Source organism: Devosia sp., from assembly GCF_025809055.1.
Taxonomy (GTDB): Bacteria; Pseudomonadota; Alphaproteobacteria; order Rhizobiales; family Devosiaceae; genus Devosia.
On the sequence record NZ_CP075529.1, the window covers coordinates 1,761,189 to 1,774,538 of the forward strand.

The 13,350-nt window shown below is 64.1% G+C and carries 13 protein-coding genes; 2 read left to right on the top strand and 11 right to left on the bottom strand.

What is annotated here, in order from left to right; all coding sequences use genetic code 11:
• The first annotated feature begins 25 nt into the window (after positions 1-25).
• The gene (gene pobA / locus KIT02_RS08580) at positions 26-1,180 is read left to right on the top strand and encodes a 4-hydroxybenzoate 3-monooxygenase (RefSeq protein WP_297584984.1); all 1,155 of its coding nucleotides are present in this window, start codon (positions 26-28) and stop codon (positions 1,178-1,180) included.
• Positions 1,181-1,466: 286 nt separating this feature from the next.
• Here pobA and KIT02_RS08585 read toward each other — a convergent pair whose 3' ends face one another.
• From KIT02_RS08585 to KIT02_RS08595, 3 genes are all read right to left on the bottom strand, one after another.
• Positions 1,467-2,486, bottom strand: a complete 1,020-nt coding sequence (locus KIT02_RS08585; RefSeq protein WP_297584987.1) for a TRAP transporter substrate-binding protein — start codon at positions 2,484-2,486, stop codon at positions 1,467-1,469.
• A gap of 87 nt (positions 2,487-2,573) precedes the next feature.
• Positions 2,574-3,896, bottom strand: a complete 1,323-nt coding sequence (locus KIT02_RS08590; RefSeq protein WP_297584989.1) for a TRAP transporter large permease — start codon at positions 3,894-3,896, stop codon at positions 2,574-2,576.
• Positions 3,893-4,438 carry a TRAP transporter small permease gene (locus tag KIT02_RS08595; protein ID WP_297584992.1) on the bottom strand — a complete coding sequence of 182 codons (546 nt, stop codon included), beginning with the start codon at positions 4,436-4,438 and terminating at the stop codon, positions 3,893-3,895. The genes KIT02_RS08590 and KIT02_RS08595 overlap by 4 nt, the downstream gene beginning before the upstream one ends.
• A 280-nt stretch (positions 4,439-4,718) precedes the next feature.
• Between KIT02_RS08595 and KIT02_RS08600 the strand changes: the two genes are divergently transcribed.
• On the top strand, positions 4,719-5,195 hold the full coding sequence (locus tag KIT02_RS08600; protein ID WP_297584994.1) for a MarR family winged helix-turn-helix transcriptional regulator: 477 nt from the start codon (positions 4,719-4,721) through the stop codon (positions 5,193-5,195).
• 57 nt (positions 5,196-5,252) lie between these two features.
• Here KIT02_RS08600 and KIT02_RS08605 read toward each other — a convergent pair whose 3' ends face one another.
• From KIT02_RS08605 to KIT02_RS08640, 8 genes are all read right to left on the bottom strand, one after another.
• Positions 5,253-6,017 (bottom strand): crotonase/enoyl-CoA hydratase family protein, encoded by a 765-nt coding sequence (locus tag KIT02_RS08605; RefSeq protein ID WP_297584996.1) that lies wholly within the window; start codon positions 6,015-6,017, stop codon positions 5,253-5,255.
• A 23-nt stretch (positions 6,018-6,040) separates the two neighbouring features.
• The gene (locus KIT02_RS08610; protein WP_297585000.1) at positions 6,041-6,457 is read right to left on the bottom strand and encodes a thioesterase family protein; all 417 of its coding nucleotides are present in this window, start codon (positions 6,455-6,457) and stop codon (positions 6,041-6,043) included.
• A gap of 7 nt (positions 6,458-6,464) precedes the next feature.
• Positions 6,465-7,226 carry an SDR family NAD(P)-dependent oxidoreductase gene (locus KIT02_RS08615; protein ID WP_297585003.1) on the bottom strand — a complete coding sequence of 254 codons (762 nt, stop codon included), beginning with the start codon at positions 7,224-7,226 and terminating at the stop codon, positions 6,465-6,467.
• On the bottom strand, positions 7,226-8,467 hold the full coding sequence (locus KIT02_RS08620; protein WP_297585006.1) for a thiolase family protein: 1,242 nt from the start codon (positions 8,465-8,467) through the stop codon (positions 7,226-7,228). Before KIT02_RS08620 ends, KIT02_RS08615 begins: the two co-directional genes overlap by 1 nt.
• 1 nt (position 8,468) lies before the next feature.
• Positions 8,469-10,328: a feruloyl-CoA synthase gene (locus KIT02_RS08625; RefSeq protein WP_297585009.1), complete on the bottom strand. Its 1,860-nt coding sequence runs from the start codon at positions 10,326-10,328 to the stop codon at positions 8,469-8,471.
• A gap of 100 nt (positions 10,329-10,428) precedes the next feature.
• A complete protein-coding gene (locus KIT02_RS08630) occupies positions 10,429-11,403 on the bottom strand; it encodes a PDR/VanB family oxidoreductase (RefSeq protein WP_297585012.1) in 975 nt (324 codons plus the stop codon).
• 82 nt (positions 11,404-11,485) lie between these two features.
• Positions 11,486-12,220 carry a GntR family transcriptional regulator gene (locus KIT02_RS08635; RefSeq protein ID WP_297585015.1) on the bottom strand — a complete coding sequence of 245 codons (735 nt, stop codon included), beginning with the start codon at positions 12,218-12,220 and terminating at the stop codon, positions 11,486-11,488.
• A complete protein-coding gene (locus tag KIT02_RS08640; RefSeq protein WP_297585018.1) occupies positions 12,217-13,263 on the bottom strand; it encodes an aromatic ring-hydroxylating dioxygenase subunit alpha in 1,047 nt (348 codons plus the stop codon). The genes KIT02_RS08635 and KIT02_RS08640 overlap by 4 nt, the downstream gene beginning before the upstream one ends.
• Between the last annotated feature and the right edge of the window lie 87 nt (positions 13,264-13,350).

Consider the following 13,350-nt stretch of genomic DNA (forward strand, 5'->3'; position numbering starts at 1 on the left):
TTCTCGACCCCAGGAGGAGAAATCCATGCGCACCAATGTCGCTATTGTGGGGGCCGGCCCGGCCGGGCTGATGCTCGGGCGCCTTCTCGACCTTGCCGGGGTGGACAATGTCATCCTCGAGCGCAAGAGCGCCGACTATGTCCTCGGCCGCATTCGCGCCGGCGTGCTGGAGCAGGGCTCGGTCGATCTCATGGAGCGCGCCCAACTGGCCGGTCGCCTCCACGCCGAAGGGCTCGTCCACGACGGCACCCTGCTCAGCTTCGATGGCGACAGCCACCGCATCGACTTCAAGGCGCTGGTGGGGCGCAGCGTCACCGTCTATGGCCAGACCGAAGTCACCCGCGACCTCATGGAAGCCCGCACGGGCACCACGATATATGAGGCCGATGAGGTGCAACTGCACGATTTCGACAACAGCCCCAGCGTCACCTGGCGCAAGGACGGCGTCACCCATCGGCTGGACTGCGACTACATTACCGGCTGCGACGGCTATCACGGGGTCAGCCGCGCCAGCGTTCCGGCGACCGCGCTCACCACGTTCGAGCGCGTCTATCCCTTCGGATGGCTCGGCATGCTGGTGGACAAGCCGCCGGTGGATCACGAGCTCATCTATGCCCATCACGAGCGCGGCTTCGCCCTCTGTTCCCAGCGCTCGCCGACACGCAGCCGCTACTATGTCCAGGTTCCCACCAGCGAAAAGCTCGAAAACTGGAGCGATGAGCAATTCTGGGACGAGTTGCGCCGCCGCCTGCCTGCCCGAACGGCCGAAGCCTTGCAGACCGGCCCGGCACTCGAAAAATCCATCGCGCCACTGCGTAGCTTCGTTGCCGAACCCCTGCGCTTCGGACGCCTGTTCCTGGCCGGCGACGCCGCCCATATCGTGCCACCGACCGGCGCCAAGGGCCTTAACCTGGCCCTCAGCGACGTGGCCATGCTGGCCGATGCGCTCATCGAGCACTACGGCGAGCGATCGGACGCCGGCCTTGACGCCTATTCAGTCAATGCCCTCGACCGCATCTGGAAGGCCGAACGGTTCAGCTGGTGGATGACCAGCCTCATGCATGTCTTCCCCGACGCCGGTGCCTTCGGCCGGCGCATCCAGCGCGCCGAATTCGATTATCTCACCGGCTCCCTCCCGGCCCAGCAGAGCCTGGCCGAAAACTATACCGGTCTGCTTTAGAGCCTTCACCGCCGAACAGAACCATCGCCCCTTCACCCCCCTGACCAGGGGCTTTGAAGCGGCCGAAGGCAAGATCGCTCCAGTGGAGCGATCTTAGCAGAAAAGGCCATGAGAGCTGCGCTCGAATGGCATGTAGCGTCGCTCGGCCCGCAGGGCCGTAGCAGAGCCGGGTGGGGGTGATGCCGGCCCCGGTCCTTCGCAACTCAATCCGCACATCCTGCTGCCAACGAAAAGACCCCGCCACAATAGTGACGGGGCCCTTTTTCGACGTCAGCGGATGCCTGACTTACTTCTGAGCGTCCATGGAAGCCTTGGCGGCGTCATAGAGGGCGCGGCCATCCAGACCCAGTGCTTCCATCTCGGCGAACCAGCCATCGACGGTGGGCTGGGCAGCTTCCTGCCAGCGCGCCGTTTCGGCCTCGTCGAGCTGCACGACATTGTTGCCGGCATTGACCGCGATCGACAGGCCGTTCGCGTCGCCCGTATCCATCACCGCACCGAACTGGCGCGAGGTTTCGAGGCCCGAATTAGCGTCGATGATGGCGCGCAAATCGTCCGGCAGGTTGTTGTAGCTGTCCATGTTCATCACGAAGCCGAAGGTCTGCGTATAGAGACCGTATTCGCTGGTGAAGCCGGTATGGTTCTTGACCAGCTCGGCCACGCGCAGCGACGGCGTCACTTCCCACGGAATGGTGGTGGCGTCGATCACGCCCTTGGACAGGGCCTCGGTCACCTGCGGCACCGGCATGCCCACGGGCTCGGCACCCAGCTCGGCCAGCATGCTCGAAATGATGCGCGAACCGCCACGCACCTTCATGCCCGCCAGGTCTTCGAGGCTGTTGATCGGGTCCTTGGAGTGGAACAGGCCCGGACCGTGCGTGTGCAGCGCGATGACATGCACGCCCGCGAACTCTTCGGGGGCGTTTTCCATCACATAGTTGTAGAAGGCGGCCGAAGACGGCTCGGCCGTGGTGGTGAAGAAGGGCAGCTCAAACACTTCCGACTTGGGGAAGCGGCCGGGCGTATAGCCCAGAACGGTCCAGATGATATCCACCACGCCATCCTTGGCCTGGTCGAACAGTTCCGGCGGCGCGCCCCCCAGCTGCATGGCCGGATAGAGTTCGAACTTGATCCGCCCGCCCGATTCTTCCTGCACCTTGGCAGCCCAGGGCTCGATGGCCTGGGCCGGAATGGTCGCCTGCGCCGGAAGCATCTGGTGGATGCGCAGGGTCACTTCCTGGGCAAAGGCCGTGGTGGACATGGCAAACGCCGTCAAGGCGCCCAGTACCAGCATTTTCGTCTTCATGGGTTTCCTCCCTTTATGGCCATGGGCCGATTATAGTGTGTCGCGCCCACCAGGTCCTCCGGGGCAGGCGCGACGGGTCGAAACTGCCTAGTAGAGCATCCAGACCAACCACAAAGTGATGGGTGGAAACGCCACGAGGATAGCGGTGCGGACGATGTCGCTGGCCACGAAGGGCAGCACGCCGCGATAGGTGTGAGACAGCCGGGTTTCCGGCGACATCGAGTTGATGATGAACAGGTTCATGCCCACGGGTGGCGTGATCAGCCCCACCTCGACGACGATCAGCACGATGATGCCGAACCAGATGCCGAACTCGTCCGGCGTCAGCCCGAAATCGAGCACCGACATCATCGGATAGATGATCGGCACGGTCAGCAGGATCATCGACAGCGAGTCCATCACGCAGCCCATGATGAGATAGAAGATCAGGACCAGCACCAGCACGATCCAGGGATTGAACCCCTGGTCGCCGACCCAGGCGGCCATCACCTGCGGCACCTGCGAAAGCGCCAGGAAGCTGTTGAGCGCCGCCGCGCCGAGCACGATCAGGAAGATCATGGCGGTCGAGCGCGCGGTGATGAGGCAGGCTTCGGTGATCGACTTGCGATCAAGGCTCCGCGCCGCCAGGGCAATGACGAAGGTGCCGGCTGCGCCGATTGCTGCTGCCTCGGTGGGGGTGAAGATGCCGGCATAGATGCCGCCGATGACCAGCAGGAACACCACCAGCACCGGCCAGGTCTTGAACAGTTCGCGGAAACGCTGGCCATAGGGCATGCGCTCGCGCACCCCGCCGGAATCGGGTCGCACCCGCACATAGATGGCAATGACGATCAGATAGCCGATGGCGGCAAGAATGCCCGGCACGAAGGCGCCCATGAACAGCTTGGCGATGTTCTGCTCGGTCAGCACCGCGAAGATCACGAGGATGATCGAGGGCGGGATGAGAATGCCCAGCGTGCCGCCGGCTGCCACCGCGCCGGTCGAAAGCGCGCCGGAATAGCCGTATTTCTTCAGTTCTGGCAGCGCCACGCGCCCCATGGTCGCCGCCGTTGCCAGCGACGAGCCGCAGATGGCGCCAAAACCGGCGCTGGCGCCGATGGCGGCCATGGCCACCCCGCCCTTGCGATGCCCGAGCCAGGCGGCCGCAGCATTGAAGAGCCCCGCCGACAGCCCGCCAAGCGTCGCGAACTGCCCCATGAGCAGAAACAGCGGCACAACCGACAGCGAATAGGACGCATAGGTTGAATAGGTGAGGTTTTTGAACTGGGCGGCGATGGGATTAAAGCTGCCGCTGATCAGCCAGGTGCCGGTGACGCCGATGGCGAACATGGCCAGGCCGATTGGCACGCGCAGGAAAATCAGGATCAGGACTGCGGGAATACCGAGAATGCCAAGGATCAGGGGCGTCATGACTCGGCTCCCGCCTGCTTGGGTTCGGCCTCATTGGCCAGGGCATAGCTCAGCGAGCGGCCCACCACATAGAGCGCCACCACGACCATGATGACGGCCCCGACCATGCCCGCGGCATAGGCCCAGCCCATGGGAAACCGCAGCAGCAGCGTGGTTTCGCGATAGGCGAACTTGTCCATCATGCCGAAATAGAGGCGCCAGGCGATGAAGGCCGACAAGGCCAGCATCATCGTGTCGGTGATGACCAGGATCCAGTTGTTGATGGTCTGGCCGAAACTGTCCGTGACCAGGGACACGAGGGCATGCCCGCGCGTCAGATGCGCCCAGGGCATGAAGGCGAAAATGGCAAAACCCATGCCCACCGACACCAGTTCGTAGTCACCGGTGATCGGGCGCAGGCCGATCCACAGCAAGGCGCGGCCAACTACGCTGACCACCACCATGGCCACCATAGCCATGAGCACCAGCCCACCGGCAATGGCCAGCCATTTGGCCAGCCCCACGATCAGCCGTCCCAGAACGGATTCATCCCTGAATACCAAAATAGTCCCCCCGTTTGTCCCGATTAAAGGCCCAGTTTGCCCGGCATGTAAAATGAGAAATTCCCATGCCGAAATAACCTATGCCTTATCAAAACCCGCCCTTTTTGGGCATTGTCATAGCGGTTTCATCCGCAATCAATAACTGAGGCTGCATGATTGACTGGAATTGGCCTCGTCCACGGCCCTCTCACTCGGAACGCACCAAAGTTATGCTGGATAACCAAAATCAGGCAATGCTAAAACCAAGACCACACCCACAAGTCAGCGAGGCCCACACCTGATGCGTCCAGACCCGGCTCCTTCTGCACCATCAGTCTCCGACGTCGCCGATGGCGCCATTCGCTCCAGCGCCACCACCGGCATTGTCGGCTATCGTCTGCGACGCGCCCAGCTCAATGTCTTCCAGCAATTCCTCACCGCCTTCGAACAGATGCAGTTGCGGCCGGCCGAGTATTCGGTTCTGGTCCTGATTGACGACAATCCTGGCCGCAAGCAGACCGAAATCGCCGAGGTCCTGGGCATCAAGCGCGCCAATCTCGTCACCCTGGTGCATGGGCTTGAAGATCGCGGCCTCGTCGAGCGCATCCCCTCCGCGGCCGACAAGCGCGCCAATGCCCTGCATCTGACCCCGGCGGGCGATGCCTTTCTGGCCCGCGCCAAGGCCATCCATGATGGTCTCGAGCAGGACATCGTCGCCCGTCTTGGTGGCCCCGAAGTGCGCGAACACCTCCTCGAACTCCTCGATCGCCTCAGTTGATTGAGCGCGGTTCACCGGTGAACTGAAACTCCACCTCCCTCGCCCCTCGGCTGCCACTCACCGGAAATTGGGCGGACGCTTTTCCAGAAAGGCGCGCAACCCCTCCTCGGCATCCGGCCCGGTCTGGCTGAGCGCCGCCGTCAGGCTTTCCGCATAGAGCCCGGCCTCCGGCGGCATGGTGCTGATCTGGGCGATCGCCTGGATGATGAAGCCATTGATGGTGCGGGAATTGCTGGCAATGCGCCCGGCAAGCTCCAGGGCCTTGTCCAGCGCGCCACCCTCTGCAACCAGGTGGTGGGCCAGGCCAAGCCGCTCCCCGTCAGTGCCCGAATAGGTGCGGCCGGTCAGCATCATTTCCGTCAGCCGGTCGGGCCCGATCAGGCGCGAAATTCGCACCGATCCGCCGCCACCCACGAATATCCCGCGCAGACCTTCCGGCATCTGGAACCGCACGGTTTCCTCGGCCACGCGCACGTGGCAGGCTGCCGCGAATTCCAGCCCGCCGCCCATCACCGCGCCACTCATCGCCGCCACCACCGGCACGGGCGAATGGGCCACCAGCGCCATCACCCGGTGCCAGTTGCGCGAATGGGCCATGACCTCGAGGGGCTGGCGCGCCACATGCTGGGAGAGATCAAGTCCCGATGAGAAATGCCCGCCCTTGCCGGAAATGACGATGACACGAATGGCCTGCGGCACGGCGCTGAAATAGCCATCGAGCGCTGTGATCAGGTCATCATTGAGCGCATTGCGCTTTTCAGGCCGGTTGAGTTCGAGATGGGCAATGCCATCCCGCTCGGTCACCGTCAGAACCCCGGCCATTGCTTGTCCTTCCCTATCCTTGATCATTGCGCACCGAGCTTGCGGCGGACCTCGTCCGGAAGTGGCGTGGCGCGAATGCCGCCCTCGGCATCCCGCGCCACCCAGACGCGCTTCTCATGGGCCTCGATGGCCACCTCACCGTCCCGGAGCAGGCTGTGCTTCACCGAAAAACTCGACCGCCCCAGTTCGACGATCTCCGAGCGGATCTGCACCGTATCGCCAAATGAACTCGGCTTGAAAAACCGCGCCCCGGTATCGACCATGGGAATGCCCGCAATACCGTAATGCTCGAGCCAGTTGCGCTTGCCCATGCCCAGTGCCGCGCTCACCAGGCCCGCCGTCGCATTGTCGAAGAAGCGGAAATAATTGGGGTAATAGACGATCCCTGCCGGGTCGCAGTCACCGAACTGGATCGTGATGGAAATGGTTTGGGAAAACATGTCCGGCCTATTTGGGCTGCATGCGCAGGGCGCCGTCGAGCCGCACCACTTCGCCATTGAGATAGTCGTTGCCGATCATCGCCATCACCAGCGCCGCGAATTCTTCCGGCCGGCCCAGCCGCGCCGGGTTGGGAATCGAGGCCCCCAATCCATCCTGGACCTCCTGCGGCAGTTCCGCCAGAAGTGGCGTCAGGAAGAGCCCGGGGGCAATGGCCAGCACGCGGATGCCGAAGCGGGCAAATTCGCGCGCCGCCGGCAGGGTCAGCGAGACGATGCCGCCCTTGGAGGCCGCATAGGCCGCCTGCCCGATCTGCCCTTCGAACGCCGCGACCGATGCCGTCGAAATGATGACGCCGCGCTGGCCGTTGCCATCGGCCTCCCCCAGCGACATGGCATGGGCGCACAGCCGCATCATGTTGAAGCTGCCGAGCAGGTTGACATTGATCACCCGGGAAAAGGCATCGAGCGGCATCGGCCCGTCGCGCCCCACGATCCGAGCCGCCGTTCCGATCCCGGCGCAATTGACCAGCACCGATGGACTGCCGAGTGCAGCAATCGCCGCATTCACTGCCGCTTCGGCGCTTTCGGCATTGGCAACGTCGGCGGAAAAAAACTGTCCGCCCAGTTCCTTAGCAATCGCCATGCCCTTGTCGGCATCGCGGTCGAATATGGCCACCCGGGCGCCCGCGTCTGTCAGCGCCCGCGCCGTGGCTGCACCCAGCCCGGAGGCACCGCCGGTGATAAAGGCAACCTTGCCCGCGACGTCCATCAGCTGGCCTCCACGTTTTCGAGCAGCAGCGCAATGCCCTGTCCGCCGCCAATACAGGCCGACGCAATGCCGTAGCGCGTATTGGAGCGCTTGAGTTCCAGCGCCAGTGTCAGGCCCAGCCGGATACCCGTCACGCCCAGCGGATGGCCGATGGCAATGGCCCCGCCATTGACGTTGAGCCTGTCCTCGTCGAGCCCCAGTTCATCCACGCAGGCCAGGATTTGCGCCCCGAATGCCTCGTTGATTTCCACCCGCCCGATCTGATCCAGCGACAACCCGGCCGTTTCCAGCACGGCGCGGATGGCCGGCGCCGGACCGATCCCCATAATCTGCGGCGGCACCCCGACGGCGGCACTGGCAACAATGCGGGCCAGCGGCTTATGACCGTTGTCGCGGGCATAGGCGGCGGAGGCGACCAGCACAGCCCCGGCGCCATCGACGATGGCCGATGAATTGCCGCCGGTCTGCACGCCGCCAAAGGCCGGACGCAGCCGCGCCAGCACTTCATAGGGTGACGGCCTTATGTGGCTGTCGGTATCGACGCTTTCGACCCCGCGCGGCAGCTTAAGCCCCCGCGCCTCAAGGCCCTCGATTTCAAAATTTTGGCTCGACACGGCCGCGATTTCCTCGGCCAGGATACCGGCGTCGCGAGCGGCGATGGCGCGATTGAAGCTGCGCTCGGCAAACCGATCCACCCGCTCACGGGAGATGTTGTATTTCTTGGCCAGGTTCTCGGCCGTGTCGCCCATATTGACGCATCCGGCGGGATCGTAGAGCGCCTCCCAGAGGAAGTCCTTGAACTCCACCTTGCCCATGGCAAAGCCATTGCGATGCGTATAGGCGGCAATCGGGTTGCGGCTCATGCTCTCGCAGCCGGCCGCAAGGGTGAGATCGGTGCGCCCGAGCGACACCGAATCCGCGGCCTGCGCGATCACTTCCAGCCCCGTACCGCAAATGCGCTGCACCAGATGCGCCGGCGCCTCGGTTGGCGCACCGGCATAAAGGCCGATATGGCGCGGCGTGACATAGGCATCGAACGACGCCTGGGCCATCGAACCGGCAATGGTATGGCCGATATCGCCGGCCTTGACGCCGGTCTTTGCAATCGCCGCACGCGCCGCCGCAATGCCCAGGTCAATGGGCGAAATCTCGGCAAAGGCGCCGCGATAGTCGACGAACGGCGTCCTTGCGCCGCCCAGCAGCCACGCATCCTCGAAAGTCAGGCGAAGGCCCTTGCTCATGCTACATGCCCTTTCGCGGCAGGATGAAGATATCGGGGCCCGGCGCCTCGGCGTAAAGCGCCTTGATGAGATCGGCCCGATGCGTCCGCACGGCGCGCTGATTGATCGAACCCTTGTCGGTCACCTCGCCCCGGTCGATATCGGGCAGCTCGGTCATCACCACCGCCCGCGCCACATGGTTGGAGCTGCCGGTGGATGCCTGCGCCAGGCCCATTAGGCTATCGGCGAATTTTTCGCGCACCGCGGGGTGCGCAAGGATCGTCGCCGCATCGGTCTCTCCCGGCAGCCCGGCATGGCGGGCACAGGCGGCCAGGTCCGGAAAGATCATCGCGCCGATATAGTTGAGGTCCAAGCCCGTCAGCACCACGTCGCGAATGAGCGGCGCACAGGCAGCAATGACTGCCGAACGCACCGCCGCGAAATTGACCCAGGTCCCGGTGGAGAGCTTGAAATCCTCGGTCACCCGGCCATCGAAGATCAGCCCCTTGGCGACATCGTCCGGGTCGGCAAAGCGCACCGCGTCGCCGATGCGATAAAAGCCTTCCTCGTCAAAGGCCTCGGCGGTCTTTTCGGCATCGCGCCAATAGCCCGGCGTCACATTGGGGCCCTTGAGCCGCAATTCGGTCTTGTCGCCATTGGGCACCAGCTTGACCGTCATGCCGGCCGCCGGCAGGCCGATATGGCCGGCCTCTTCCACCGCCCAGGTGGTGGTGAAGGCAAAGGGCGCCGTTTCGGTCGAGCCATAGCCGGTGATGATCAGCACCCGCTCGCCGGTCTCGGCCCGCGCCGCCTTGTCGAGCCCCTCGAACACGTGCTGGGAGAGGCCCGCTCCCGCATATTGCAGCAGCTTGAGCTTGGCGAAAAGATTGCGGCGCGCCTCGGGATGCTCGTCGAAGGCGGCGACCAGGAATTCGTAGGCTTTTGGGACATTGGTGAAGAAGGTGGGCTGCACGGTCTTGAGATTTTCGAGCGTGCGGCCGATCCGCGCCGGCGTCGGCTGGCCATCATCGATATAGAAGGACCCGCCATTATAGATGGCCATGCCGGTATTGTGGCTGCCGCCAGCCACATGGTTCCAGGGCATCCAGTCGAGCAGCACCGGCGGCTCGTCGGCGACGAAGGCCAGCGCCGTGCGGATCATCTCCTGGTTGCAGGCCATCATGCGATTGGTGGTAATGACCCCCTTTGGCAGGCCGGTCGAACCGGATGTAAAGAGGATCTTGGCGATTGTGTCCCCGGTAATGGCCTCATGCGCCGCCGCCACAGCCGGGGTAACCGGGGTCTCAAGCAGGTCGTCGAAGACCTTGACCGGCCGGCCGGCGGGCGGATTGGTCCGCACGATCAGCGGCACATCCGCGCCAAAGGTAGCGGCAATGGCGGCCGAGAACTTTTCGCCATCGCTGGCATAAACCATGCCCGGCGTCACCAGGCCCGCAATATGCTTGAGCTTGCCGTAATCGGTGGACACCAGTGAATAGGCCGGCGAAATCGGCGCATAGGGAATGCCGACCCAGATCGCGGCCAGACCCAGGAGGAAATGCTCGACCTCATTGCCCGAGATGATCATCAACGGCCGCTCGGCCGAGAGCCCGGCGTCAAGCAGGGCCTGCGCCAATGGCGGAATAGCCTGCATCACCTCGGCAAAGCTCATCTCGCGCCATCCCGCGCCCAGCCGGTCGGCGATCAAGACCCTGTCCGGGGTCTTCTCGGCCCAGCCGGCCAGCGCATCGACAATCGAGCGCGGATAGGCGCCAAGCGGCTCCACTGAACGGATGATGGTGGTGCCATTGGCCCGGTGTTCGGCCGCCGCCGCCATATTCCCCAGCCGCACATGACGAACGGGCGTCGCCTTGATATCCATGAGATCCTCCCTCACGAATATAGTTATGTATCATAACTAAATCAGGCGCAAGTCCTTCCGGCGCCAAACGCCGTAAGTCTACGCTACCGCAGCGTTTCGCCTAACTCCCGGCGCGATAACCGACATCGATCACCGCCTCGCCCCCGGCAAGGCGCGACACGCAGGCGCACATGCGCTCGCTCTCAGCCTTCTCCTCCCGGCTGAAAAAGACATCACGATGATCGAGCTCGCCGGTGCGATCGACGATTCTGACCGCACACAACCCGCATTCACCGCGCTGGCAATCATAGATCATGTCCACGCCCGCCCCGATCAGCGCATCGAGCAGCGTCTGGTCCGGCCGCACCGGCACGGTGATGTCGCGATTGAGCACCCGGACGGTAAATTCCTGCTCCGCGAACAATCCGCTATCGCCGAACACCTCGTAGCGCAGCCGGCTGATCGGGCGGCCGCTGGCGGCCCATGCCGTTTTCGCGGCTTCCAGCATGCCGATCGGCCCGCAGAGGTAACATTCGGTATCGGCCGGCAGGGCCGCGAACTCTGCGCTCAGATCAATATGCTCCCCGCGCGCATTATCCCGCAGGTCGAGCCGGTCGCCGAGCAGGTCCTCTAATTCATCGGCAAAGGCCATGAGTGCCCGGCTGCGCGCCGCATAGACCACGCGCAGCGATGCCCCGCGCGCCGCAAGGGCCCGCGCCATGCCATAGATCGGGGTGATGCCGATGCCACCGGCGAGCAGCAGATAGTGGCGCGCGCGCCAACTGAGTTCGAACCGGTTTTCCGGCAGGGTCAGTCGCGCCGCCTGCCCGGGTTCCAGTCCCCACATATAGCGCGACCCGCCCCGGCTCTGGGGATGCAGCTTGACGGCCACCGCGATCTGCCCGGGCCTGGCCGGGATGACGGTATAGGTCCGGTTGGTCCAGCCACCCCCGGCTTCGACCCGGAAATTGCTGTGCGAACCCGGATCGAACCGGGGCACGGTACCATCGGCATCAAAGACGATCTGGCGAACGTCCTCGGCAACCTGCCGGACATCGGCGACGCGGGCATCCCGCCACTCCACGCGATTGCGCATTCCGTTCCTCCCTCGTGTGACCACCGCGATGGTCACACACTCGGCGGCCCTCCCGCGAAACCGGGAGCCGCCGTTTTCCGTCCTAACCCACGACCAGGGACAGGGCCGGCACCCGGCGGATCAGGCTGCGGTCCTCGTCCAGCACGAATTCCAGATTCTGCCGGGCAAGCCGCGCATGTTCGCGCGCCAAAGCCTCGGCCCTGGCCCCCTCGCGCAGTTCGATCGCGTTGACCATGGCCTTATGCTGGGCCTGTGCTCCGTAGAGCGAGCGGCGAAAGGCGGCGACGTCGGCCTGCTTGTGCAGGAACGCGCTGGGCGAGGCGAAGGGCAGGCTGGTCACCCGCTCCACCTCGCGCCGGATGGTCTGGCTGCCTAGGCCCCAGAGCTTTTCGTGAAAGGTCGCGTTGAGGTCGACATAGCGGTCGAAATCCATCGCCTCCACCTCCCCCTTCTGCGTCTGGTCGAGCTCCGCCAGAAGCCGGTGCAGTTCGGTCATCCGGGCCGGGGCGACGCCGCGCTCGGCCGCCAGCCGCAGCGCCGTGCCTTCGAGCACGCCGCGCAGTTCGATGGCGTCGATCACATCCTCGCGGGTAAAGCTGCGCACCGCATATCCACCCGAGGGGATGGCATCGATCAGCCCCTCCTGGCCGAGATGGGCCAGTGCCGCCCGCAATGGCGTGCGCGAAATGCCCAGCTTTTCGGCCAGCGCCACTTCCGACAGGCGCGAGCCCGGCCGCAATTCGCCCGACACGATCAGATCACGCACCCCCATCAGCGCGCGCTGCGACTGCTGGGCCCGATCCGGCCGGCCGCTCATTCTGCGGCCTCGCGCAACGCGTTTTCCTCGGCCACCATCCGGTCGATCAGCCGGCGCGCCCACATCGACCCGGCGTCGATATTGAGGTTGTAGATCACGTGGTCGGGATTGGCGTCGATGGCCCTTTGCTGGGCCTTGAGGATCCGCTCGTCCTCCCGGAAGATCGAGGATACGCCTTCGCGCAGATTATGGGTGCGAGCCTGCTCGTCGAGCTTGTAGTTGCGGGCAAAGGCCCAGAAATAGTGGCAGCTCTTGTCGGTCTCAGGCGTCATCGTGTTGAGCACGAAGCCGTTGACGCCCTGGCTGCGGTCACCTTCCGGCGCGCCGGTTCCGGTCAGCGCCACGCCCACGTCGATGGCTATGGTCGAGGGCGCCTCGAAGTGAATGATTTGCCAGCGATCGACGTTGCCGGGCTGTCCCAGCTGCCCCCGCCAGAATGGCGGTGCATCGATGTCTTTCATCCAGCGGGTGATCGTCGCGGTCGTATCGGTATGCGTCGCCTCGAACGGCGCTTCGGCGACCGCCCGGTTGCCGATGGAAGAGCCGTGCACATAGGTCTCGTGCGTCAGGTCCATCAGGTTGTCGACAACGAGCCGGTAGTCGCACTTGGCATGGATATATTTGCCGTCCGACGCCCATTCAGGGTCATCGTTCCAATGCAGGTCCGGCACCAGCGCAGGGTCCGCCAACGCCGGCTCGCCCATCCACAGCCAGATGAATCGATGCCGCTCGACCAGGGGATAGGATTTGACACAGGCGGACGGATTGATGGTGTCCTGCGACGGCATGTATACACATCGACCGGTATCGTCGAATTCCAGCCCGTGATAGCCGCAGATGACATTGTCGCCATAAAGCTCACCCATGGACAGCGGCAGCAGGCGGTGCCAGCAGGCATCGGCCAGCGCCACCGCCGTTCCGTCCTGCTTTCTATACATCACGACCGGCTTGTTGCAGATCGTGCGCGCCAGCAAGTCGCGCTTGACCTCGACATCCCAGGCCACGGCATACCATGCGTTCAGCGGAAATGTGGGCTCACCCATCGCGTCATCCTCCTGCTCTCCGCCGACCAATGAATACTAGTTGTATACATTTTGCAAGATTGTGTTTGCCAAGGCTTCCGCTTCACG